Genomic DNA, 24,564 nt, shown 5'->3' on the forward strand with positions numbered 1-24,564 from the left:
AAATGGCGGTAATAAATACCTCAGCCCCGGAAAAATTGCCGGGAAAAGAAAAACCCTATGTATATAAACGAAGCAAAAGATAATGTTGGAAAATTTGTAGAGATAAAAGGATGGGTTTACAACATGCGCACAAGTGGAAAAATTGTGTTTGTACTTGTGCGTGATGGCACTGGTATTATGCAGTGCGTTGTCTCGAAAAACGAAGTAAGCGAGGACACTTTTGAGAAGGCAAAAAGACTTACTCAGGAGTCTTCAGTTATTGTAAGGGGAACTGTTAGAGAAGAAAAACGTGCCCCTTTTGGTTACGAACTTGACCTCAAAGAACTTGAAATTGTTCATCTTACGCAGGATTACCCCATAACACCAAAAGAGCATGGCGTAGGATTTTTGATGGAACACAGACACCTATGGCTACGATCAAAAAGGCAATGGGCAATCCTACGCATAAGGCACAGAATTGCAAAATCACTTAGGGACTTTTTTGATTCAAGAGGATTTACTCTTATTGATGCACCGATTCTAACACCCGCTGCATGCGAAGGTACAACAACATTATTTGAAACAGATTATTTCGGTGAAAAAGCATACCTTTCACAAAGCGGTCAACTGTATATGGAAGCAGCGGCAATGGCTTTTGGAAAAGTTTATTGTTTTGGTCCTGCATTCAGAGCAGAAAAATCAAAAACAAGAAGACACCTTATGGAGTTTTGGATGCTTGAGCCGGAAGTGGCGTATTTAACATTTGAAGAGAACCTAAAACTTCAAGAAGAGATGGTTTCATATGTTATTCAGGAAGTTTTAAAACATTGCAAAACAGAATTGGAAATTATCGAAAGAGACATTAAGCCACTTGAAAAAGTAGTGCCGCCTTTCCCAAGGTTACACTATAGGGATGCAATTGAACTTCTCAATAAGAAAGGCTTTAATGTGAAGTTTGGTGATGACTTCGGGGGAGACGAAGAAACAGCACTTTCAAACGAATTCGAAAAACCAGTCTTTATACACCACTTCCCCAAAGAAATAAAGGCATTCTACATGCAACCAGATCCAGATGATCCAGAAACAGTTCTTGCAGCAGACCTACTTGCGCCTGAAGGATATGGAGAAATCATTGGTGGAAGCCAAAGAATTCATGATTATGATTTACTTTTGAAGAGAATGCAAGAAAATAATCTTCCAATTGAAAACTACCAGTGGTATCTTGACCTAAGAAAATATGGTACAGTCCCTCACAGTGGTTTTGGTATAGGGTTAGAGAGAACTCTCGCATGGATAGCAAAACTCCCACATGTAAGAGAAACAATACCATTCCCACGTATGCTTGAGAAAATATATCCATGAGGGAAATTTCTGCAATAGAACTTTTAAGAGAACTTGATAGCGAACTCCCAAAAGAGCCTTTGGTAATACTTTTAGGAGAAGACCACTACCTTAAGGAACAGATTGTCAAAAAATATATAGATAAAATTTTTGGTAATAATACAAACAATCTTGATTACATAAAGCTTACGGGGGCAAATTTAACATACCAAGAATTTGTAAACACAATTTCTTTGCCCCCCTTCTTTTCTTTGAAACTTGTAATTATAAAAGATGGGGAACAAATCTCTAAACAGAACTTGCAGAAAATTTTAAGTGCTCCAATTCCAGATTTTTCGAAAGTGATACTTGTTTTAAACCAAAGAGATTTAAGTACCCTTAGAGGGAACTTTATTATTGTTAAAGATTACACCGTTCCTCTCAATCAGGTGGAACTTTGGATTGAGAAGAAGGCAAAAGAGTATGGAAAGACAATCACAAAAGATGCAATAAAGGAATTAATTAGGAGACTTGATACAAATTTTTATGCCCTTTCATCTGAAATTAAAAAACTTGCCTTCTATGTCGGAGATAAAAAGGAGATTAGAAGAGAAATAATTGTTGAACTTGTAAAAGAATTAGGTGAAGAGGATATCTTTGAGTTTGTTAATGCAATAATATTTCTAAACAAAGATGAAGCAGTCAGAATGCTTGATTATTTTTTGAAAGACAAAGGACAAGAAAATCTTGTGTTATCACAAATTTTAAAAACCTTGTCTATATATCTAATCGTAAATGACCTAAAAAATAAGGAAGGATTAAACCTCAAATCTATTAATGAGTATATTGCATCACTTTTTGGAACATATCTTAGAACTAAAACACTTGAAGAAATTATAAAAAATCTTGAAAGAATTAACATTGATAACATAGTAAAGCAATACAACGTCTTTGTCGAATTTGACATAAAATCAAAAAGGGGGGAGATTGACCTTCCCCTGACGCTACGAAATTATATTTTAACAAAAGTCTCTTGAGTTATATGGTTGCTTCTTGTTTCTTTGCCTGATTAAATTTTGCCATTAATCTTGACTTTTTTCTTGCAGCAGTATTTGGATGAAGTATACCCTTTGCTTCAAGTTTATCAATAATTTTAATTGCTTCTCTTACCTTCTCTTCAGTATATCCACTCTTTTTTGCAAAGTCGAGCGCTCTCTTTAAAGCAACCCTAAAGTATTCATTTCTTTCTCTTCTTTTTTCATCTTTTCTAACAGATTTTTTCGATGCTTTTAATATCGGCATTTAGTTACCTCCCTAAATCATAAATTCAATTCCTATATAGGATAATGATTTTTAAAAATAAGTCAAGAGGTTTTTTAGTCGAGTAATTTTAATTCGTCTCTTACAAAGTCAACAAGATCCTTTACATAGTCCTCGCTAAATTTAAATTCTATCCCGGCCACCTTGTATAGTTCTGGCACTGGTTTCTTATAGCCAAGGCTTAGAAACTCTTTGTAATTCTTAATTGTTTTTTCTCTATTTTCTTTATAGTTTTTATACATGGCAAGTGCACCAAGCTGCGCAAAACCATATTCGATGTAGTAGAATGGCACTTCAAAAATATGAAGTTGTTGCATCCATAGAATTCTGAGTCTTTCTTCAAGACCCGACCAATCAACGCCAGATGCAAGATCCTTCATTAGATTTTCAAAATATTCTTCACGTTTATTTTCATCGGCATCACTTGTGTAAATATAGTGCTGAAAACTATCAACTGCAATACACCAAGGCAAAAATGCAAGTGCACCTTCTATTTGTTCCCTTTTTGCCTTTTTCAGATCCTCAGGTTTATCATAATATTCATAAAGATAATCGACGGTAAACATCTCCATACTCATTGAGGCAAGCTCTGCAACCTCCATTGGATAGTCCTTGAAAGGATGAATAAGGATATTTGAGGTATATTTGCTATGAAGTGAGTGGCCCGATTCATGAAGAAGCGTTCGCACATCTGAATTAAGACCAACGGCGTTCATAAAAATAAAAGATGAACCGTGCTCAGGAAGGCCCATATTGTAGCCACCTGGTGCTTTGCCAATCCTATTTTCAAGATCAAGAAAATCTGACGTTTTCATCTTCAAAAGATTTATCCCAAATTCATCATCCACGTGTCCAAGCACTTTAATTGCCTTATCAACAAATTCTTCAATTGTATTAAATGGTTTTAGAATCCGGTTATCTACATCAACTGAAGTATCCCATGGACGCAGCGAATCAAGACCGAGTTTTTGTCTTTTTATCTCATTTCTCTCCTTTAAAAATGGCACAACCGTATTCTTAACAACGTCGTGAAAATTGAGGACATCTTGAACTGTGTAAGAAAATCTACCTTTTTCAATATGTTTGTAGTCTCTATAATTTTCAAATCCTGCATTCTTTGCTTGCTTTACTCTTATCTCCTTAAGTTGATCAAAGATTTTTGCAAGATCGGTTGATACTTTACTAAGTGCTTCATATTTCTTTTGCCATGCTTCTTCTCTTATCCCTCTATCTGGATCTTTTAAGAAGACATTCATTTGAGAGAAAGTCTTTTCTTCTCCTCTAAAATTAACAGTTAATTTTGCAATTATCTCTCCATATTTGTTAGAGATTTCATGTTCTTTTACGAAAAGCGGGATATTTTCCTCTCTAAAGATTTCTATTGCATTTGAAATGATTGTATCAAGATGTTTAAACTCAGGTTCTGTAAATTCATGTCTTGCGGGTAAATCGTAATACTTTTTCTTAAGCATAAAATCGTACTGCATGGCAAGACTTACAACCTCTGAATAAAATTTGTTAAAATCATCTTGATACTCCTTTTTATCCATAAATCTTGTCATGTTTATGTATTTCCATGCATAGGTTTCTTCCAAAATATCGGATAACTCTCCCCATTTTTCAAGGAAGCATAGCAATTCATCTTTATTGTTTGTTGGCTCATTGAGTAAATCTCTTAATGCTCTCTCAAAATTTTCTTTATTCTCAACGGTAAAATCTTCTCTATAATATTTTCTTGGTCTTCTTTTAATAACAAGATCTTCCATTTTAAACTCCTTTCTTTAAGGTGTGAAGCTTATCAAAACACACTTTTAGTTCGTTATAAATGAGAGAAACTTTCTCTCTATCCCACTTACTCTGATCATCACGCAAGAATGTTGTTTTATCAACTCTGTTATCAAAGAAAGAAACAGGCACAAACACGTTTTTCTTTTCAACAAAAATGTGATCTTTCTTCGGAGACACATTTTTCAAGTATTCCATATCATCTACGCCATACTCTTTAAGCATTACTTCGAGTGGTACCCCATGATGAAGTATTGAGCCTGGGTCATTTGGATTTGCCCTTTCAAAATTCTTTCTCCTTGATTCCTCTGGTGTTACCCACACGTATAGGATTGAACTGAGTTTAAGAATCGTTCCGTCAAGGGCATTTAAAGTATGCTCATATCCATACGGATATGGAAGAGGAGGAGTTAAGCCATCGGCACCACCGCGTGCAAACTCAATTACAAAGGTAGAATTTTCTATATCGCTTTTAGCACTTCTATTTATATTTGAAATTATATCTCTTGCTTCTTTTGATAATTTTGAAGAAAGCACATTGAAAACGTTTTGAGAAAGTTTTGTAAGTCGTTCTTCAATATCAAACCTGGATGCGGCCTCATCAATCCTTCTTGTGAGCGTAGCAAATGCAAAATCTTCATTGTGAGTAGATCTTTCAACAATATCCTTAAATTCGAGGTTTATAAGTTCAGTCAAAGTAAGCCAGTCTCTACCCTCTGTGAAAGGGCTTTCGTTTGATGCATAAAAAATTCTTTTCTCTCCAAGTTTTTCAAGTTCTTCATCGATTCTCCTCATAAAGAACACATAAGGAAAATCATCAATGTGAATGTCATTACCAAGATGGAACTCACTTACCCGGATTTTTTCATCAAGACTCCGTATAAATTTTCTAATTTCTGATTTGCCCGATGCAGGCAATCCCAAAAGCAAAACAACGTCCAAAGTGTCTTTCATAAAAACCTCCTAAATGTTAATTGATGCAAGAATTCCACTTCCCAAGGCAACACCAACATTGCCCAGGGTTGAAAATTCAAACTGAACACTTTTTCCAGGAATTTTAAGTGTATTCTTATAAAAACTATCCATAATGTCGTTAAAGATAAGTTTTAATGATTGACCCATCCCTCCACCAATTATTATCTTTTCCGGATTCAAAAGATTTACAACTATTGAAAGACCATGACCAATATGCATTGCTGTTTCATATAGAACTTCTTTTGCAATTGGGTCTGTATTTATAAACTCAAATATAAGAGGTGTATCAATAAGGTCAAAATTATAATTAATACTTTCAAGTAATGGCGATTTGGTAGTTTTATTGATGCGCTCAAGATAAATTCTTCTTATTGATGGACCAGATGCAAATGCCTCAAAGCAACCATATTTTCCACATGTGCAAAGGGGTCCATTTGGATCAAGAGTAATATGCCCTATTTCTCCTGCAAGGTTGTCTTTCCCGCGTACAATGGATCCGTTAGTAACTATCGCAGAGCCAATTCCAGTGCCGAAAGCAATAAACAAAAAATCTTTTAAATTTTTGTCACTTCCCACATACAGTTCTGCAAGTGCACCAGTCTTTGCATCGTTATCGATAAACGTATACAAACCTGTTTCTCTCTCAACAATTTCTTTTAAATTGACTTCCTTTAACGCAGGAATATTTGGGGATCCGTGTATAATACCATTCTTAAAATCAACGAAACCAGCAACTCCAAAACCTACACTTTTTGTATTTTCTGTTTTCAGTTCGTTAATGAGATTGATAACCTTTTCAATTATTGAGGATAGATCATTTACATCGCCTGTTAGAACTCTTTTACTTGAAAGTATTTCAAAATTATCATTCAATGCTACCCCAAATATCTTTGTTCCACCTAAATCAACTCCAATAAATTCATTCATGATACAATTATTTATATCACATTAATAATTTAAGTCAAGGAATTAAAAAGAGTTTTTTCTCATAAGTTCCTTAAAAATTTTTCTGGTATAATTTAAAATATGAAAGCAGAATTTAACAAGGAGAAAATTCTTCATGAATTTTCAATGCATTTGATGTTAAAGGGATATTCGCCTTTAACAATTAAAAATTACTTATACATAATAAATGATTTCTTAAGAGAGTTCCAAATACCTGATACAAAATCTATACAAAAATACTTTTTAAAGAAAAATATTTCAAAGAACGCAAGGGCAACTCAAACGCTAATTTTAAGAAGCTTTGCAAAATTTCTTAAAAAAGAACTTCATATTGAGTTTGAAACATTAGACCCACCAAAAACATCAAAAACACTACCTACATTTTTAACAAAGGATGAAGTGAAAAAATTCTTGGAGGTTGTAAAGAAAAACAAGAGAGATTTCGCCATCATAGCATTTCTCATCTATACAGGTGTAAGAGTTGGAGAACTTATCAATATAAAAATCGAAGATGTAAATCTTGGGGAAAATTACGTAAGAATCAAGGGGAAAGGAGATAAGGAAAGGTTTGTTCCAATTTCGTTAGAACTATCAAATATAATTAAGGAACACTTAAAGGAAAAACACCATTCAGAATATCTCTTCGAAAGCAAACGACGGAAAAAGTTTTCTCCTTTAACTATTCAACTTATGGTAAAGCGATACGCAAAAGAAACAGGTATTCAAAAAAAGATAACACCTCACAAGCTGAGGCATACATTTGCAACTCTTGCGCTTGAATCTGGTATAAGCCCAATAACTATTGGAGAACTATTAGGACACAGTTCCCTAAATACAACAATGAAATATACGCATGTTACAAATAAGTTAGCAACCGAAGCGGTGAGGAGAATTAGTGAATTTACAAACCTCAAAGACATTATTGAGAATAAATAGGATTTGAAATTTTCCAAAAAACAAATATAATCTCAGTGCTATGGGAAAGAAAATAATTGAAATAGAAAAAGCACAATATCCATATACCTGTGCTATCGTAAATAACCAGTTAATGGGATTTCTTGATGAAGTTGAAGAAGTGAGAAGTATAGAGCTTCTTCCAGTTACAGAAGGTGAAGGAAGAAGAACTTATGAAAGGAGTATAGCTTTTCTTGCAACTGTTGCATTAAAGAAGATTTCAAAAGAACATAAACTTACAATAATGCATTCTATAGGGGAAGCGCTTTATGGAGAAATTGAAAATAGTTCAGACGAACTTGTAGAAAAATTAAAGAGCCAATTCTTTGAGTTAATAAAGAATAACAAACCTATAAGAAAATTTGACCTCACAAAGGAAACTGCAATAAGAAAACTCGAAAAAGAAGGTCGATTTGAAGACATCCAAACAATTGAATACTTGGCAAAAGATGTTATTTCTCTCTATGAACTTGACGACATCTACCTATATTTTGCAGGCCCACTTGTTCCCTTCACGGGAATGATAAAAGTCGTTGATATAGTAAGGGTAAATAGTGGGTTGTTTTTCTTGCTTCCAGATAGGAAAAACCCAAATGTCTTAAACACCCTTCCCAAATACGAGCGATTGCTTGAAGCCTTTAATGAAGGAAAAAAGTGGGCAAATCTTCTTGACGTAAGAACCGTTGGCGAACTTAACAAAAGCATTATAAACGGCAGAATATCCAACATAATAAAAATGCAAGAATCTCTCCACGAAAAGAAAATTTCAGAAATAGCGCAACAAATTCAAGAAAGAAAGGCAAAAGTAGTCCTTATTGCAGGTCCAAGTTCATCAGGAAAGACAACTTTCGCAAAAAAACTTGATATTCATTTAAGAGTTCTTGGCTTTAAGCCATATGTAATTTCAACGGATAACTATTTTGTTGAAAGAGAGAAAACGCCTCTTAACGCAGAAGGAAACCCTGATTACGATTCTATTGAAGCAACAGATTATAAACTTCTTCAAGAGCACATTAACAAACTTATCCAAGGAGAAGAAGTTGATATCCCAAAATACAATTTCATAACAGGAAAAAGGGAAAAAGGGAAAAAAGTCAAGATTGACGAACATGGTCTTATAATTATAGAGGGCATTCATGCATTAAACCCAATCCTTACGAAAGACGTAAAAGAAGAAGTTAAATACAGGATATACGTTAGTGCTCTCTCACAGGTGAACATCGATAATATTAATCGTATTCCGACAAGGGATACAAGACTCATTAGAAGAATTGTAAGAGATGTACATTTTAGAGGAATTCCCGCCGTAGAAAATCTAAAACGCTGGAAAGATGTCATTGAAGCTGAAGAAAAGTATATTTTCCCTTATCAGGAAAACGCAGATGTTATGTTCAATTCAGCGCTCATATATGAACTTCCAATTTTAAGAAACTTTGCTGAAGTCCCCCTTAGAGCAATTGAATATAAAGAAAAAGAATATGCAGAGGCTCTTAGACTTTTAAACTTTCTCAACCATGTTTTACCGCTCCAATCAGACGAAGTGCCGCCTACATCCATATTAAGAGAATTTATAGGGAAAAGTTCCTTTAAGTATTGATATATTTCCTAACAAATTGAACAAGATTTTCTTTTCTTTCCAAAAGCATGGGTGTTGTCAAAAACGCTTCCCCAAACTTTGAAACAAAATTTCTGTCTTTGAGTCTTCCATCAAAGTAGAGAACCGCACTCTTTTCATCCGAAACAAAATCTTTAATAAAATTCTTCAAATAGTACATTGCGTAATTTTCTTGAGATCCTAAAATATTCATTGGTAACTTAATCACAAAAATCAATCTATATTTGTTTTTTACGGGAAACTCATATTGAACAAAGTCAACCAAACCATCTTCTTTAGAAAGTGATTCGTCAATCCAAGTATATTTGTTTCTTAATTCTGCCCTTATGCTATTTAATTGAATTCTATTCTCAAAAATGAAAAGGACTGGCTTAATATCAGAAAACTGCTCGTATAAATCAAGAAACTCTCTTGAAAATTCATCTGCATTCGGAGCATGTAAGAAAAGAGGGATTATATTCATTATTTTCTCTTCATTCGCTTGAGTTGAAACTACGCCTCTTAAACCTGTAAACTTTTCAATAAAGTTTTCTCCATTGAGGATAAAATAATTACTTACTAAATTTACAGAATCACTCATTGATGAAATGGTTGAAAACATCTTCATAGCATTTGAAAATCCAATGGAGATATTCTCATAATTATAACGGAAGGTTTTGTCCGCCAAATAATCACCATCTAAATTTGTTATGCTTGAAACCAATTTGAATTGTGCTTCTTTAGATGAGTTTTCAAAATTATCGAAGAGCGTTAACATTTCAGATGAGTTACTTGAACTATCAAAGTTTGAAATCATTTCAATGTCTTCTCTTGAAAAGTTAATCTTTAAACTCGAAAAAACTTTTGGAATTCTATACGCTTCAAGAAGATATACGCTATCAAACTTAAAATCCGAAAGAAACTTAAGTCCATTAAATAAACTTGGATATTTCATCAATACAAAATCGCTTTTCTCAATTTCCATAACTCTTTCTTTAAAAGGACAGATATCATTAAAATTGCAACTCTTGCTTTTGCATAAAGACAAGTTTTTTAGAATTTTGTTTTTAAGAATGTGTTGTGGAGCTTTTCTCAATCCAAAGTCTTTTGTTTTGAGTAAATAAGATGCAAGTATTGCAAAGTCCACTCTAAGATCTCTTGGTATTGCGTCTGTATTTTCAAGATAATAATTTAGGCGTTCTACGCAAATAAAACTTTCGAACTCAGTTGCATCAAACACTTTAAATTTACTCAACCGATCTTTTAAATTTTCAAGCAGTTTTTCTGAGTAACTAACTATAAGCGACTTTCCAGAAGTTAACAACAGAACAATTAACTCATCAATTGAAGATTTTTCAAAGTAAAAAATACCCCTTTTATGCGTAGAATTCAATTGACTGAAAGGAAGAGTTTGAATTTCACCCTCTTTTCGTATTTTTAGCATAGTTTTTTCTGCATCTCCATGATTTTCAAATAGGAAATTAAAATTTCTCGAACTACTTATTATGTCTTTAAGAAGTTTCATGTCTTCGTCCGCAAATGTTTTACTTTCTTCCAATAACTTCTTAAACAATTCGTAAAGCATTAACGCATCATTAAATGCCCTATGTGCCTTTTCTTTTTTTAGATTAAGAGTTTGAACAAGTTTCTCAAGGCTATGAGAACTCAACTCTGGATAAATAAGACGGGCAAGCTCAAGAGTGTCTACTACTTCATTCTGAAGCGGCTCCTCCAAAAATCTCTCAAGAAATTCTTTGTCAAAAGATGCATTATGCGCAACAAGAATTGAATCTTCAATAAATTTTTTAAAATCCTCTTTTACTTTGTTCCTTTCTTGTGCCTTATCAAGATCTTCCAGGGTTATGCCTGTTAAATTTGTAATAAATCTTGAAATGGACTTATGAGGTCTTACAAGAGTCTTAAATGTAGAAACAATCTCAAAATCAACAACCTTTATAGCACCTATTTCAATAACTTCATCGTCTCTATTAAGCCCAGTGGTTTCTAAATCAAAAAAAACAAATTTCATCTGAAAAACACTATTGTGGTACCTATACCACCTTCTGAAGGAGTTCCAGTTTCGAAACGAGCAATACGTTTATTATTTCTTAAATATTGCAAAATTGCTTCTCGTAAAGCACCAGTCCCTTTTCCATGTACTATGTAAACATGAGGCAAACCATGTAAATACGCCTTATCAAGATATTTGTCGAGTATATCAATTGCGTCATCAACTGTATAACCGTGCAAGTCTATCATCATTGGAAGTTCCTCTTCAAAAAGTTCCTTTAACTCTCCTCTTTTTTCTTTCTTCACTTCAACTTTCTCTTCTGAAACTGGTTCAAGATCTGAAAATTTTAGTGTTGCCCTGATTGCACCCATCTGGACAATTGCTTTTTGCTCATCGTTTTTCACCTGGAGTACTATTCCTTGCGCCTTCAACGTCCTTACATATACAAGAATTCCTTCTTTTATTTCAGAGGGCCCAACTTTATTCACCTCTTCAAAGGTTTTTTCTTGTTGCTCTTCGATTTTCTGCTCTTCAGACTTAAGTGCCTTCTTCATTTCTTGTATTTCCTTCTGGCTTTTTATAGATACATCAAGATTTTCGAGAATCTTATTCATCTTTTCTTTTGTTTCATCAATAATTCTCTGCGCTTCTTCATACGCTTTTCTTATTTCTAATCTCTTTCGTTCCTCAAGTTCTTTTAATTTTTGCTCATATGTTTCTTTTAAGCGCATCGCCTCATTCTTTGCAACTTCAGTATCTCTTTTCATTATTTCAATTGCTCTATTGTCCTCGTGCATTTTACTTACGATTTCTGCTTTTTCAATAAAATCTGAAGAAAGTTCACTTCTTGCATCACTAAGGACATCCTCAGGCATGCCAAGTCTTTCTGCAATAATGAGAGCATGGCTCTCGCCAGGGATTCCAATATACAGTTTATATGTAGGGCTTAATGTATCCACATCAAAACCTACAGAAGCATTCTGTGCTTCTTTAAACTTATATGGAAATTCTTTTATCTTTCCATGATGTGTAGTTACAATTGAAGACGCACCAATTTTGTATAGTCTTTTAAGAATAGCAAACCCAAGGGAAGCACCTTCCTCAGGATCAGTCCCTGCACCTAATTCATCAATTAAAACAAGGTCATCTTTCGTTGCATTCTTTAAAATATCAATTATTCTTACCATATGTGAGGAAAATGTTGAAAGATTTTGTTCTATACTCTGTTCATCACCGATATCAGCGAAGACATCTCTAAAAAAACCGACCGTTGAATTCGAAATGGCAGGTATATGCATTCCCGCCTTTGCCATAAGTGTAAGAAGTCCTGTCGTTTTAAGTGTAACGGTTTTTCCACCAGTATTAGGGCCAGTTATTATAAGCATTTTAAAATTTTTCCCTACTTCTATGTCGATTGGGACAACCACATCATCATTTATAAACGGATTTCTTGCTTCATATAACTCAAGGTAAGGTTCATTGACAAGGATTGGTTCTGATGCCTTAAACTCTAATGACAATCTCGCCTTAGCAAAGATAAAATCAAGTTTATAAATGATATTTAAAGATTCTTCAACTGCACTAAATTTATTTCTGATACGTTCTTCTAATTCCAATACGATACGTTCCTCTTCTCTTCTTTCTTTGGAAAATAGGTCCACAAGTTTGTTGTTTAGCTCTACCACTGCCATGGGCTCAACAAAAAGTGTTAGTTTACTTCCAGATTCTCCCTGAACAACGTAATTGAAAGATGGTTTTGAATTAAGTCTGATAGGTATTACATACCTGTCGTTTCTCTTAGTTATGATTTTATCCTGAATTGCGTCCTCATTTTCCCTGGAATACAAAATCTCCTGTAAAATAGATTGAATCCTTAAATATGTCGTTTTAATTTCTCTTCGAATGATGCTAAGAAGTGGCGATGCATCATCTACAATTTTTCCATCGTTCCCTACAACTTTCCTTATTGCCTTTACTATATCTTCAAAGTTAGAAAGTTTCATTATGTATTTAAAGACTTCAGGATAAGTTTCTCTATAAGATTCTCCTATTTCTTTTATTTCCGAAAATGCAGAAAGAACATCTGAAACCCTTAAAATTTCCTCAGGAGTTACAAGAGAAAGAACTTTAATCTTCTCGAATAGCGGCTCAACATCAATAAACTCGATAAAAGGCAAATCACCTTCTTTCTCCAAGAATTTTTTCGCATCAGTTGTTTCTTTTAATGCAACAGTAGTTTCTTCAAAAGACTCATAAGGTAAAAGATTTCTTGATAGTTCCTTTCCGCCTTTTGTAAAGGAAAGTGCTTCAAGTTTATTTAAAATTTTGTCGTATTCGAGCGCCTTTAATGTGTCTTCACGCATAACAAATCTTTCAATTCCTCCAAACTATACGTATTTAAAACCTCCTCCTTCTTCATCCAGGCTCTCCTTAAGAGTTTAATACCATATTTCATAAAATACAAATGCCCTCTGTTATGTGCATCTGTCCCAACTGAAAAGTATTTAACATTTGCGCGTCTAGCTTCTTTAATTAAACCTGTGCTTAAGTCCATTCTGTTAGGAAATAAATTAACCTCTAAACTTACTCCATACTTGGAGGCTAAATTGAAGATTTCTTCAATGTCAACCTCAATGCTTTTTCTTACAAAAATTATTCTATTTGTTGGATGTGCCACAATATTAATTATACCACTTTTTATTGCTTTTTTAACCCGTTCCGTATTTTCAAAACGTGTATTTGAAAACTGATGAAGTCCTCCTATTACAAAGTCGATTTTACTCATAACAACTTCATCAACGTCAACTGTGCCGTCAAAGTTTATCTCTGCTTCAATTCCTTTCAATAAATATGGACTATATTTTTCGGCGTTTATCCGATCAATAAGTGTACTTTCTTTTAAATATGTTTTTTGAGACACCCCATTTGCAACTTTCAATCCTTTTGAGTGATCCGTAATCGCAAGGTACTCATAGTCTAAGAACCCACCTTCTTCGTGAAGTTCAGAAATTGTTGAAAGACCATCTGAAAACGAAGTGTGAACATGAAGATCTCCTTTAATATCTGATAGTGTTATAAGTTTTGGAAGAGAATGCGTTATAGAAAGTTCAATTTCCACTTCTCCTTCTCTTAACTCAGGCGGAACATACTGAAGAGACAATCTGTCATAAAATTCTTCTTCGGAACTCGCCCTTAAAAGAACATATCCGCTTTTTGAAATATCAAAACCTTTTGACTTTGCGATCTCCTGAATTTCCTTGTTGTGCTGTTTAGACCCTGTATAGTATTGAAGACCTGAATAGAAATATTCTTTTGGTACTCTAAAAAATTTAAGTTGCACACCATCGATATCTTTGAATTGGATCAAATTGCCTTTTCTTACGAAATTCACAATATCGAAGTTTGAATTAATATTCTCAATAAGATTGTCTTCTTCAAAGTCATAAACAAAATCGATATTATTTACCACTTCTTTGCCACGTCTTACACTTCCTGCAACACTTATATTACCAAAACCAGCAAGCGCTAATTTTACAGCATTAGCATAAGCACAAGCATAAAAGAGACTTAATTCCCTTATGCTACTTTCGTAATAAAAAAGGGCTCTTCTTAAATGTTCTTCAAATTTATCTGAAAAGAATCTTTTAACAATACCCTTTTTCATTGCCTTTTCAAGTTCAGCAAACGAATCAATGTTAAGTGAATGATATAGCCTAAGGACATCACTAACCCGAATACCAGGGATGCTTGCAAGTTGTTTTAAAACTTTCGGTATCTTAGCCTCAAGTTGCTCCTTAAGTGGCGAATAACCAAGTCCTTGCAAGTTAAAAACTTCTTCCTTTACAAATGGTGGGAGAAAATTAAAATTTGTGTATTTTTCTAAAGAGTTTTCAAGAGCAAGGATCGATAAAGCAGAGTGTTCAAATGTATAGGCATCCCTTGTATTGCCTGATATTTCAAGCAACGTTTTTATTTCAAGGAGTTCTTTTGCAACCTTAAAGTTATTCATTCTTTCTTAAAGTACCACCCGTTTTGTTTATAATATTTTCCTCTATCTTTTTTATAAACTCGTCAACTTCCGCACCTTGAAGAGTTCGATCATACGAGATAAACTCCAATGAGTAAGCAAGGTTTTTCTTTCCCTCAGGAAGTGGTTTTCCTTCATAAATATCAAACAATATAATTGACTTTAACTCTTTAATATTGGAGTCTCTTATTGCCTTTCTAACTAAGATCTCTTCAACTGACTTATCAACAATTATTGCAATGTCTCTTTTTACGGGAGGATAAAGCGAAAATTGACTGAATTTATTCTCGAGGTTTGCTTCCTTGAAAAGTTCGTTAACCTTTAACTCTGCGTAATATGCATCGTCTAATAAATCTGGGTTAATTTTTCCAAGATAGCCAAAAAAGTTGCCATTTACGATAACCTTACTTGTTTGGTATGGATGCATATGTGGTTGTTCGTATTTTACAAATTGGGCACTAATACCAAATTCTTCAAATATACTTTCAATAAGCCCTTTCAAATAATAGTAATCATACGGAAGATTCCTTCCATACGGGTTTTTCCCGATTCTATTACCTTTCAAGAAAATTGACATCCTATACTCTTCGCTAAGTTCATTTCCCATTTTGAAAAATACTTTCCCAATTTCGAAGAGCGAAAGGTTTTCAACATTTATATTCAAATTTCTTTGTGCTACTTCAAAACTTCCAACAAACAGAGTTGGCCTTAAAAGAGACATATCTTCTGTAAGTGGATTTAAAAGTTTTATGACACTATCTTCATATAAATTAAATCTTGTAAGTATTTCTTTGTTTGTAAGGGTAGAAGTAACTATTTCATTTAGTCCAAGATGTAGAAGAATATCTCTCAGTTTAGCGTTAAATTTTAGGATTGGCTCAAATGTTCCACTTCGAAGTGGTGCTATAATTGGTTTTTCGGAAAATTCATTATATCCACGCATACGGACAATTTCTTCAATAAGGTCTTCCTCAATGGAAATATCCTGCCTAAAGGAAGGTGGTGTTACCGAAAAAACACCTTCTTTCTCAATATAATTAAAACCTTCTATATCAAAATACTTTTTAATTTCTTCTTCATGCATCTCTTCACCCAGAAGACTTGACGCCTTACTTACACGCAATTTAACACTTTCCTTAGGTTTCCTAAAATCTGTAACTCTGTCCTTAAAAGCAAGTCCACCTGCTTCCTCAAGAATCAATTTTGTCGCAATAAGAGAAGCAGTTGGTGTAAATTGGGGGTCAACACCTTTCTCAAAAAGCGAAGAAGCATCAGTAATTAACCCGAGACTTCTTGAACTTTTTGATATAGTCGAAGGCGTAAAGTATGCGCTTTCAAGGAAAATATTCTTAGTATTTTCTGTTACTGCTGTGTCAAAGCCACCCATTACACCCGCTATAGCAATAGGACCTGTTTCATCAGTTATAAGTAGGTTTTTTGAGGTTAGTGTTCTTTCAATCTCATCAAGAGTTTTGATTTTTTCCTCGGCAGTTGCAAGACGCACAATAATTTTCCCTTTTAGTTTATCAAAGTCAAAGGCATGCAGTGGCTGTCCATACATTCGTGCAACATAGTTTGTAATATCAACGATGTTATTTATAGGACGAATTCTCAAACTAAATAATTTCTTTCTCAACTTATAACTTGACTTTTTTATTGTGACATCTTTAATGAGCCTTCCCGAATAAAAACTGCAGTGCTCTTTATGTAGAATTTCTACTGGGAATGGGGTTTCTGGGAGATTCGCATCATCAAATAAATCAAACTTAAACTTATCAAAATTTGCTCTCCTTCCTTCGTCTCTTGCAAGAAGAATTTCAATCCATCGAGCAACGCCTAAAACATAAAAGGCATCGGCTCTATCTGGAAGAAGCGAAAGTTCAAGAAAGGTATCCTCAACAGGAAACAGTTTCTCAAAACCAACTCCAATTGGTGTGTCTGGTGGCAAAATGAAAATTCCATCTTTTTCATCATTACTCAGTGTGTCCGGATCAAGGCCAAGTTCCACGTAGGAGAGCAACATCCCTTGAGAGCAATATCCTTCAAATTCCTTTTCCTTTATTATTCTTCCGTCACTTATTTTTGAATTTACTTTTGCATATGGGACAATATCATTCTGTTTTACGTTTGTTGCAGCCGTTATAACTTCAACAATTCCATCTCCTGCATCTACCTTTACTTTAAAAAGTTTTGTTCCTTCAATAGGATAAACCTCCAACACTTTCCCAGATACAACATTTTCAAATCGCTTCTCTACGTTTTCTACCTTTTCTACTTCAATTCCAACATAAGTGAGTTTTTCGGAAAGTTCTTTCGGTGTATATGGAAAGTCTATAAGTTCCTTTAATAAGTTGTACGAGACGATCATGTTTCCTCCTTAAAATTGTTTCAAAAATCTCATGTCGTTTTGCAAGAAATACCTAATATCAGGAATACCATATTTTACCATAGCAATTCTTTCGATTCCCCAGCCAAATGCAAACCCTTGATACTCCTCTGGATCTATGTTAACATTTCTAAGCACATTCGGATGAACCATTCCTGAACCACCCATTTCAAGGTAACCAGTGTATTTACACACTGGGCACCCCTTTCCACCACAGATTACACAAGTAATTGAAGTCTCAGCACCCGGCTCGACAAATGGAAAATAGGAAGGCGTGAATCTTACCTTTGTCAACTCACCAAACATCTTTTTTGAAAATTCAGATAAGGTTGCCTTTAAGTTTGCAAAAGAGATATTCTTATCAACGACAAGACCTTCAATTTGGTGAAACTGTGGTGAGTGCGAACTATCAAGTGCATCTCTACGGTAGCATCTTCCTATCGCAATCATTCTTATAGGTGGTTTTTGACTTTCCATTGTTCTAATTTGCATTGGAGACGTTTGAGTTCTTAAAAGCATTTTTTCTGCAAGGTAAAATGTATCTTGCATATCCCTTGCTGGATGGTGCTCAGGTATGTTAAGTGCTTCAAAGTTGTAATAATCTGTCTCGATATCAGGTCCTGAGAAGACATCAAAACCCATTGAAATAAAAATAGATTTCACTTCCTCAATTACTTTATTTAAAATGTGCTCATGTCCTCTTTCAACAATAAGTCCTGGTGCAGTAATATCGATTGCTTCACTCTTTAATTTTTCCTCTTTTAAAATATCCAAAAGTTTGCGTTCTTTCTCTTTGATTGTATTTTCAATATACTCTTTTAATTTGTTTACGTTTTCACCAAATTCTTTCCTATCTTTATCGGCAATACTTTTAATTTGTTTGAATAACTCCTGTATTTTTCCTTTTTTACCAAGAAAAAATACTTCAATTTGCTTTAGTTCTTCAAGATTATTGACTTTATCAACTTTGTCCTGAAATTCCTTCTTAATATCATCAAACATTCCCATAAGTTGCCTCCTATCCTTAAATTTTATCAACAAAAAAATAAAAGTCAATAAAAATAAAAAAGGCCTTGAGTTAATCAAGGCCTTAAAGATAAATTTTTAATCAATAAGGCATGCTTGCAATGTTAAGAAGGGGAATGCCCACAAAGTACATATAAAACACAAGAATTACAAGGCCAATTAAACCAATCGTAAACCCTGCTTTTAACATATCTTTAACCTTTACATAACCGCCTGTCATTACAACAACATTCGGCGGGGTTGATGCAGGTAAAGAAAACGCCAAAGAAATTGCAAAAGTTGTTGGAAGCATTACAAGATATGGGTGAATCTTTGCTGCAACCGCGACTGCTCCTGCAATTGGCATAAATATGGAGGTTGCTGAAGTATGGGATGTAAATTGTGCAATGAGGAATCCTGTGCCACCAACAAGAAAAATAACCCACAAAAGATTAACACCTTGTAAGAAAGTGAGTTTTGTTCCAACATAATCTGCAAGTTTTGTTGTTACCATCGCATCTGCAATTGCAAGACCACCACCGAAAATGAGGATAATATCCCATGGAAGTTTCTTCACGGATTCAGCGCTTAATACAGTCTCGCCTTTGTTAAAATCAACAGGAATTACATAGAACAGTAAGGCTGCTAAAATCGCAACGGTTGAATCGTGCACAAATTTTGAAACACCAATAACGGTAGACCATCCTTTTAGTGTAAAAGTTCCAAAATTAATATCTGCTCTGAATATCCATAAAAACACCGTTATAAAAAATACCGTTGCAACAATTTTTTCTTTCCTACCCATCCTTCCAAGTTTTCGTAGCTCGTTTGCAAAAATTTCTTTGCTTTCCTTAAGCCCTGAAAAACCTGCTTTAAAGAAAACAGAAGTAAGCATAAACCATGTAAAAGGCAAAAATATTACTATAAATATAACACCGAACTTCGTAAAGTCAAGGAAACTAAGAGTCGGTGCATTCGGAAACATTTGCTTCGCCATGCTCATGAAAATGATATTTGGAGGTGTGCCAATTGGAGTGCCCATTCCACCAATGCTTGCCGCAAATGCAACACCAAGCATCAATGCTGTTGCAAATTTAAATTCGCCTGGAGTTGTATCAACTTCAAGACCTTCTTTTCTAATCAAGCCCTTATAAAATTCTATTATTGACAATGCTATAGGCAAAGCCATCACCGTTGCAGTAGTATTTGAAATCCACATAGATATAAAGCCTACAGCAATCATGAAAGCAAGAATAATTTTCTTCGGGGAAGTCCCTATTTTATCGATAAGGAACAGTGAAAATCTCGTGTGTAAACCAGACTCTTCCAGTGCCTCAGAAATAAAAAAGCCTCCTACAAAGAGCATAATCTCTTGAGACATGTAACTTTTTGCAATGTCTTTTGCAGAAATTACCTGAAAAAGTGGAAGAATTAAAAGAGGCAAAAGAGAAGTTATTGGCAATGGCACCGCTTCAGTTGCCCACCAAATAGCCATCCACAAGAGAAGTCCGATTGTTATCTTTGCCCCTACTTCCATCCCCTGAGGTGTTTTAATTAGTAAAACGATAAGAAAGATTAAGATGCCTGCAAAAAAACCAACCTTTTGCGATAACTTAGAATGTTTTTCCATTAATAGCCTCCTTTGTTCCTAATTCATATCCTTTTTCTAACGCCTTAATATTAGGTTCGCTTCTATTTTTAAATCTTTCTACAACAGCCCTCTTTAACGCTTCAAGTGTTACGATTCCTGTTAACCCCGACAAAATACCCAGTGCAACTATATTTGCAGAAATTTGTCTACCAGTTATATCAACAGAAGTTTTTGTTATGGAAAATGGGAAATTTTTTAACTTATCATCTAAATGGTACACATAAAATTCATCTAAAATGACAATTGAATCTCTCTTCAAAAACTTTGTGAACTCATCATATGCATCCTGTGTTAGTGCAATCAAAACATCAGGAATCCTTACTTCCGGAAAATTTATTTCCTCGTCTGAAATAATTACATCAGCTTTCGACATTTCACCACGGGCCGCAGCACCATAAACCTGTGATTGAAGAACATTCTTCCCGTCGTAAATGCCAGATGCTTCTGCAAGAATAATACTTGCTGAAATTATTCCTTGTCCCCCAGAACCTGCAATTCTAATCTCTTTCCTCATTTCTCACCTTCTTAACCATTTCGTAGTACTTTTCAGTAAATTCTTCTTTTTCTACATTAATAAATTCTCCAACAACAATTCCGTCTTTAACGGAAAGAGCATTTGTCTTACTATATGGAATTGATTTATCTTTTAACCATTTAATATATATTGCAGGATCCTCGAGTTTGTTTCGTCTGCCAAACTCGGTAACACATGAGGACACAGCTTCAATTAATGAAAATCCTTTGTGCATAATGCCATTCAAAATATATTTCTCTAAAACAAAAGGGCTTGCAATTGTTTCGCGTGCAACATACGTTGCACCAGATGCAACTGCAAGATATGATATATCCATCGGCTCCTCAATTTCCCCAAATGGAGTAGTTGTTGTATAGGCTTTATCCGGTGTGGTAGGAGATACTTGCCCTCCTGTCATACCGTAGGTGAAGTTATTAAAAACAATAACAGTCATATCAATGTTTCTTTTTGCTGTATGAATAAAATGATTACCTCCAATTGCTGCAAGATCCCCATCGCCTGTTGCAACAATCACATGAAGATCAGGATTTGCAAGTTTAATGCCTGTTGCAAATGCAAGAGGGCGACCGTGTAAGGTATGAAGAGTATTAAAATTTACATAGCCAGAAGAACGCCCAGCACATCCAATCCCTGACACAAAGACAATTTTGTCTTTGTCAATTTTTGAGCGCTCTATTGCACGTAAAATGGCGCCAAGCACAATACCGTTACCACAACCTGCACACCAAATATGAGGTAGTTTATTTTCACGCAAATTTTCTAAAGAGATTTCTGTATACATGATTCCATCTCCTCTGGCGTAATTAATTCGCCATTTTCTTTTCCAAAGAAAACAACATCTCTCTTTAAAATCCTTTCAACCTCTAAGACATATTGACCAAGATTCATTTCAAACACAAAAACTTTTTTTCCATCTGCAATTTCCCTAAGAGGCAATTCTAACGAAGGCCAAATAGTTATTGGCCTAAATAGACCAACCTTAATACCCTTTCTTCTAAGTTCAATGACTGCATCCTTTGCGCCTCGTGCAGTTGCCCCATAAGAAATAATGAGATACTCCGCATCCTCTGTATAAAATGCTTCAAATTTACCAATATCATCCATATTTTTGTAGATCTTTCGATGCAAGCGCTCAATTAATGTTTCAGCCTTTTCAGGATCTGAAGTTGGAAAACCAGTTTCATCATGCGTTAAACCCGTTATATGAAAGCGGTATCCCTCTCCAAAGTTTGCAATTGGGGGAACATCATATCTTGAATCGAATGGCAAATATTCTTCTTTTGATACATTAGGTTTCAGCCTTTCGATTACAGGTAAATCTTCTACTAATCTTACCTTTTCTCTCATATGACCTATTACTTCATCAGAAAGAAGAATAACAGGGGTTCTATACTTTTCTGAATAATTAAATGCCTCAACAGTCAATTTATATGATTCGTAAACTGAACTTGGGTAGAATACTATAACAGGATGGGATCCATGAGTTCCCCATCTTGTTTGCATCACATCGCCTTGCGAAGGATACGTTGGAATACCAGTTGATGGGCCAACTCGCTCAATATCTGCAACAACAATAGGAATTTCTGAATAACTTGCAAAACCAAGTCCTTCCTGCATAAGGGAAAAACCAGGGCCTGAAGTTGCAGTCATTGCCTTCTTGCCTGCTAAAGATGCTCCAATTATTGCACTTATACTTCCAAGTTCGTCCTCCATTTGGATGAAAACGCCACCATTTAGAGGCAAAAGATACGACATTTTTTCTGCAAGATCGGTTGATGGAGTTATTGGGTATCCTGCAAAAAATCTACAACCCGCATAAATTGCACCGTATGCAATTGCTTCATTACCAGAAATTACCACTTCTTTCATACTTTCACTTCCTTCTTTATTACAATCGCAAAATCAGGACAGAATACTTCGCACATTCCACAACCCATGCACTTTTCCTCATTTTCAACTTCTACTTTAAAATCCTCTCCAATTCGAAGAATCTTTGCAGGACAAACAGAAACACAAATTCCACAACCTTTGCAAAAATTCTTATTAATGATTACTTTATTTTTCGCCATTTTTGAGTATCTCCCTTAGAATCTCTGCAACTTCAACAGGTGTTTTACCAACCCTTATACCTTTACTCTCAAGATACGCAACCTTTTCTTCTGCCGTTCTTGTGTTGGGGGTAACAATCGCCCCTGCGTGTCCCATACGTTTACCTTTTGGTGATGCTCTTCCTGCGATGAACGAAACAACAGGCTTATTAAAGTGCTTTTCAATATAATCTGCTGCATCTTCTTCGTCAGTTCCACCAATTTCTCCGACAAGCACAATCGCCTCAGTTTCAGGATCACTCTCAAACTCTTTTAAAACATCAATGAATTTCATTCCAATAATTGGATCACCACCAATACCAACAGCAGTAGTTTCCCCTAAACCAATATCAGATATGTGCTTAACAATTTCATATGTAAGTGTTCCTGACCTTGAAACAACACCAACTTTACCTTTTTTAAAAATATTTCCAGGCATTATGCCAAGTTTTGCTTTACCTACAGAAATAACGCCAGGGCAATTTGGACCTATGAGTCTTAAACCTAACTTCTTTACATAATCAACTACTCTAACCATGCTTTGGACAGGAATTCCCTCTGTAATCGTTACTATAAGTTTAATTCCAGCATTTGCTGCTTCATATATTGCATCTTCCGCAAATTTAGCGGGCACAAAAATTACAGTTGCATTTGCATTTGTTTGTCTCACGGCTTCTTCAACTGTATCAAAAACGGGAATTCCATAGACATCCGATCCACCTTTAAACGGAGTTACCCCTCCGACCACATTTGTACCGTAATCAAGCATCGCCTTTGCGTGAAATGAACCATCTCTTCCTGTAATTCCCTGAACGATTACCCTTGTATTTTCATCAACAAGAATGCTCATATCTCACCTCGCATTTGCAACTTCAACAACTTTTTTAACACCTTCAACCATTGAATCGGTATAAATAAGAGGTGTATCTTTAAGTATCTCTTTTGCTTTGTCCTCGTTTGTGCCAGTAAGCCTTACAACTATCGGAACATCAACCTTTGTCATATCAAGTGCTTTTAGAAGACCGTTTGCCACATCATCACAGCGAGTGATTCCACCAAAAATGTTTATAAGAATCGCCTTAACGTTTTTATCTCGTGTAATCATTTCAATTGCATTTGCAACTTTATCGGGAGAAGATGAACCTCCAATATCAAGGAAGTTTGCAGGCTCTCCACCAAAGAGCTTTATAAGGTCCATCGTAGCCATTGCAAGACCTGCTCCGTTTACAAGACAACCAATATTTCCATTCAACTTTATGTAAGTGAAACCTTTTGACTTTGCTTCAAGTTCAAGCTTCTCTTCTTCTGTAGGCTCTCTAAGGTCCTCAAGTTCGGGATGTCTAAACATCGCATTGTCATCAATAACAATTTTTGCATCAAGTGCTAAAACAACGCTGTTATCTACCACTGCAAGAGGATTAATCTCGGCAAGATTCGCATCAAGTGAAATATAAACCTTATATAATCTCTCAATGATGTCTGCTATCTTGGGTGCAATATTCATATCCCTTGTAAGCAACAAAGAGGCCTTCTTTGCTTCATAAGAAAAAAGACCCATAATAGGATCAATATAAATTTTGTAGATTTTTTCAGGAGTATTTTTTGCAACCTCTTCAATATCAACACCGCCTGCTTCTGATACAATTAAAACATTCTTTTTGCTTCCTCTATCCACGGTAAACCCAACGTAAAATTCCTTAACTATATTAACTGCTTTTGCGACAAGTAATTTCCTAACCTTTAAACCTTTTATTTCCATTGAAAGAATTTCGCCTGCAAGTTTTAAAACATCTTCTTCAGTTTTTGCAACTTTTACACCACCTGCTTTTCCACGACCTCCAACTAAAACCTGGGCCTTCAAAACAACAGGTAGCCCAATTTTTTTTGCAATTCCTAATGCTTCTTCCGGATTGCTTGCAACATCCCCAACAACTACTTGGATGCCGAATCTTTCGAAAAATTCTCTTGATTGATACTCCTGAAGATTCAT

Annotated in this window: 20 protein-coding genes; 4 read left to right on the plus strand and 16 right to left on the minus strand. The window is 34.9% G+C overall.

The annotated features are described in order from the left end of the window. The first annotated feature begins 57 nt into the window (after positions 1-57). Entirely contained in the window at positions 58-1,341 is a 1,284-nt protein-coding gene (asnS, locus tag CSE_RS04845) for an asparagine--tRNA ligase (RefSeq protein WP_014453529.1), read from the plus strand. Next, entirely contained in the window at positions 1,338-2,336 is a 999-nt protein-coding gene (holA, locus tag CSE_RS04850) for a DNA polymerase III subunit delta (protein WP_014453530.1), read from the plus strand. Before asnS ends, holA begins: the two co-directional genes overlap by 4 nt. 1 nt (position 2,337) lies before the next feature. On the opposite strand, the gene rpsT is transcribed toward holA, so the two are convergent. The 4 genes from rpsT to CSE_RS04870 form a co-directional block, all read right to left on the minus strand. Beyond that, positions 2,338-2,601, minus strand: a complete 264-nt coding sequence (rpsT, locus tag CSE_RS04855) for a 30S ribosomal protein S20 (protein ID WP_014453531.1) — start codon at positions 2,599-2,601, stop codon at positions 2,338-2,340. 74 nt (positions 2,602-2,675) lie between these two features. Next, the gene (locus tag CSE_RS04860) at positions 2,676-4,385 is read right to left on the minus strand and encodes a M3 family oligoendopeptidase (RefSeq protein ID WP_014453532.1); all 1,710 of its coding nucleotides are present in this window, start codon (positions 4,383-4,385) and stop codon (positions 2,676-2,678) included. A gap of 1 nt (position 4,386) precedes the next feature. Further along, positions 4,387-5,358, minus strand: coding sequence for a DEAD/DEAH box helicase family protein (locus tag CSE_RS04865; protein WP_014453533.1), 972 nt, complete (start codon positions 5,356-5,358; stop codon positions 4,387-4,389). Between the two features lie 9 nt (positions 5,359-5,367). Next, positions 5,368-6,306: an ROK family protein gene (locus tag CSE_RS04870; protein WP_014453534.1), complete on the minus strand. Its 939-nt coding sequence runs from the start codon at positions 6,304-6,306 to the stop codon at positions 5,368-5,370. Between the two features lie 99 nt (positions 6,307-6,405). Here CSE_RS04870 and xerA point away from each other — a divergent pair, with 99 nt between their 5' ends. After that, entirely contained in the window at positions 6,406-7,260 is an 855-nt protein-coding gene (gene xerA, locus CSE_RS04875) for a site-specific tyrosine recombinase/integron integrase (RefSeq protein ID WP_014453535.1), read from the plus strand. A 40-nt stretch (positions 7,261-7,300) separates the two neighbouring features. Continuing rightward, positions 7,301-8,875 carry a nucleoside kinase gene (locus CSE_RS04880; RefSeq protein ID WP_014453536.1) on the plus strand — a complete coding sequence of 525 codons (1,575 nt, stop codon included), beginning with the start codon at positions 7,301-7,303 and terminating at the stop codon, positions 8,873-8,875. Here CSE_RS04880 and CSE_RS07930 read toward each other — a convergent pair. From CSE_RS07930 to sucC, 12 genes are all read right to left on the minus strand, one after another. Continuing rightward, complete coding sequence (locus CSE_RS07930) at positions 8,865-10,901, minus strand: 3'-5' exonuclease (protein ID WP_014453537.1); 2,037 nt, start codon at positions 10,899-10,901, stop codon at positions 8,865-8,867. The genes CSE_RS04880 and CSE_RS07930 overlap by 11 nt on opposite strands. Further along, positions 10,898-13,246, minus strand: a complete 2,349-nt coding sequence (locus CSE_RS04890; protein WP_014453538.1) for an endonuclease MutS2 — start codon at positions 13,244-13,246, stop codon at positions 10,898-10,900. The genes CSE_RS07930 and CSE_RS04890 overlap by 4 nt, the downstream gene beginning before the upstream one ends. Further along, a complete protein-coding gene (locus CSE_RS04895; RefSeq protein ID WP_014453539.1) occupies positions 13,228-14,892 on the minus strand; it encodes a PHP domain-containing protein in 1,665 nt (554 codons plus the stop codon). The genes CSE_RS04890 and CSE_RS04895 overlap by 19 nt, the downstream gene beginning before the upstream one ends. Continuing rightward, positions 14,885-17,278, minus strand: coding sequence for a phenylalanine--tRNA ligase subunit beta (pheT, locus tag CSE_RS04900; RefSeq protein ID WP_014453540.1), 2,394 nt, complete (start codon positions 17,276-17,278; stop codon positions 14,885-14,887). Before pheT ends, CSE_RS04895 begins: the two co-directional genes overlap by 8 nt. Before the next feature lie 9 nt (positions 17,279-17,287). Next, positions 17,288-18,304 carry a phenylalanine--tRNA ligase subunit alpha gene (pheS, locus tag CSE_RS04905; protein WP_014453541.1) on the minus strand — a complete coding sequence of 339 codons (1,017 nt, stop codon included), beginning with the start codon at positions 18,302-18,304 and terminating at the stop codon, positions 17,288-17,290. A gap of 100 nt (positions 18,305-18,404) precedes the next feature. After that, positions 18,405-19,931, minus strand: coding sequence for an SLC13 family permease (locus CSE_RS04910; protein WP_014453542.1), 1,527 nt, complete (start codon positions 19,929-19,931; stop codon positions 18,405-18,407). Beyond that, positions 19,915-20,466: a 2-oxoacid:acceptor oxidoreductase family protein gene (locus CSE_RS04915; RefSeq protein WP_014453543.1), complete on the minus strand. Its 552-nt coding sequence runs from the start codon at positions 20,464-20,466 to the stop codon at positions 19,915-19,917. Before CSE_RS04915 ends, CSE_RS04910 begins: the two co-directional genes overlap by 17 nt. Further along, entirely contained in the window at positions 20,450-21,268 is an 819-nt protein-coding gene (locus tag CSE_RS04920; protein WP_014453544.1) for a thiamine pyrophosphate-dependent enzyme, read from the minus strand. Before CSE_RS04920 ends, CSE_RS04915 begins: the two co-directional genes overlap by 17 nt. Then, positions 21,247-22,356 carry a 2-oxoacid:acceptor oxidoreductase subunit alpha gene (locus tag CSE_RS04925; RefSeq protein WP_014453545.1) on the minus strand — a complete coding sequence of 370 codons (1,110 nt, stop codon included), beginning with the start codon at positions 22,354-22,356 and terminating at the stop codon, positions 21,247-21,249. Before CSE_RS04925 ends, CSE_RS04920 begins: the two co-directional genes overlap by 22 nt. Then, entirely contained in the window at positions 22,353-22,556 is a 204-nt protein-coding gene (locus CSE_RS04930) for a 4Fe-4S binding protein (RefSeq protein ID WP_014453546.1), read from the minus strand. The genes CSE_RS04925 and CSE_RS04930 overlap by 4 nt, the downstream gene beginning before the upstream one ends. After that, positions 22,543-23,424, minus strand: a complete 882-nt coding sequence (gene sucD / locus CSE_RS04935) for a succinate--CoA ligase subunit alpha (protein WP_014453547.1) — start codon at positions 23,422-23,424, stop codon at positions 22,543-22,545. The genes CSE_RS04930 and sucD overlap by 14 nt, the downstream gene beginning before the upstream one ends. A gap of 3 nt (positions 23,425-23,427) precedes the next feature. Further along, a complete protein-coding gene (gene sucC, locus CSE_RS04940) occupies positions 23,428-24,564 on the minus strand; it encodes an ADP-forming succinate--CoA ligase subunit beta (RefSeq protein WP_014453548.1) in 1,137 nt (378 codons plus the stop codon).

Origin of the sequence: Caldisericum exile AZM16c01, from assembly GCF_000284335.1 — a bacterium.
GTDB lineage: Bacteria > Caldisericota > Caldisericia > Caldisericales > Caldisericaceae > Caldisericum > Caldisericum exile.

Excerpts from the sequence above, each read along its gene's own strand:
- rpsT (WP_014453531.1), bottom strand. The coding sequence starts at position 2,601 with ATGCCGATATTAAAAGCATCGAAAAAATCTGTTAGAAAAGATGAAAAA.
- sucD (WP_014453547.1), bottom strand. The coding sequence starts at position 23,424 with ATGAGCATTCTTGTTGATGAAAATACAAGGGTAATCGTTCAGGGAATT.
- asnS (WP_014453529.1), top strand. The coding sequence starts at position 58 with ATGTATATAAACGAAGCAAAAGATAATGTTGGAAAATTTGTAGAGATA.
- sucC (WP_014453548.1), bottom strand. The coding sequence starts at position 24,564 with ATGAATCTTCAGGAGTATCAATCAAGAGAATTTTTCGAAAGATTCGGC.
- xerA (WP_014453535.1), top strand. The coding sequence starts at position 6,406 with ATGAAAGCAGAATTTAACAAGGAGAAAATTCTTCATGAATTTTCAATG.
- CSE_RS04895 (WP_014453539.1), bottom strand. The coding sequence starts at position 14,892 with ATGAATAACTTTAAGGTTGCAAAAGAACTCCTTGAAATAAAAACGTTG.
- CSE_RS04925 (WP_014453545.1), bottom strand. The coding sequence starts at position 22,356 with ATGAAAGAAGTGGTAATTTCTGGTAATGAAGCAATTGCATACGGTGCA.
- CSE_RS04860 (WP_014453532.1), bottom strand. The coding sequence starts at position 4,385 with ATGGAAGATCTTGTTATTAAAAGAAGACCAAGAAAATATTATAGAGAA.
- holA (WP_014453530.1), top strand. The coding sequence starts at position 1,338 with ATGAGGGAAATTTCTGCAATAGAACTTTTAAGAGAACTTGATAGCGAA.
- CSE_RS04890 (WP_014453538.1), bottom strand. The coding sequence starts at position 13,246 with ATGCGTGAAGACACATTAAAGGCGCTCGAATACGACAAAATTTTAAAT.
- pheS (WP_014453541.1), bottom strand. The coding sequence starts at position 18,304 with ATGGGAATGTTTGATGATATTAAGAAGGAATTTCAGGACAAAGTTGAT.
- CSE_RS04880 (WP_014453536.1), top strand. The coding sequence starts at position 7,301 with ATGGGAAAGAAAATAATTGAAATAGAAAAAGCACAATATCCATATACC.
- CSE_RS04865 (WP_014453533.1), bottom strand. The coding sequence starts at position 5,358 with ATGAAAGACACTTTGGACGTTGTTTTGCTTTTGGGATTGCCTGCATCG.
- CSE_RS04930 (WP_014453546.1), bottom strand. The coding sequence starts at position 22,556 with ATGGCGAAAAATAAAGTAATCATTAATAAGAATTTTTGCAAAGGTTGT.
- CSE_RS04910 (WP_014453542.1), bottom strand. The coding sequence starts at position 19,931 with ATGGAAAAACATTCTAAGTTATCGCAAAAGGTTGGTTTTTTTGCAGGC.
- CSE_RS04920 (WP_014453544.1), bottom strand. The coding sequence starts at position 21,268 with ATGTATACAGAAATCTCTTTAGAAAATTTGCGTGAAAATAAACTACCT.
- CSE_RS07930 (WP_014453537.1), bottom strand. The coding sequence starts at position 10,901 with ATGAAATTTGTTTTTTTTGATTTAGAAACCACTGGGCTTAATAGAGAC.
- pheT (WP_014453540.1), bottom strand. The coding sequence starts at position 17,278 with ATGATCGTCTCGTACAACTTATTAAAGGAACTTATAGACTTTCCATAT.
- CSE_RS04915 (WP_014453543.1), bottom strand. The coding sequence starts at position 20,466 with ATGAGGAAAGAGATTAGAATTGCAGGTTCTGGGGGACAAGGAATAATT.
- CSE_RS04870 (WP_014453534.1), bottom strand. The coding sequence starts at position 6,306 with ATGAATGAATTTATTGGAGTTGATTTAGGTGGAACAAAGATATTTGGG.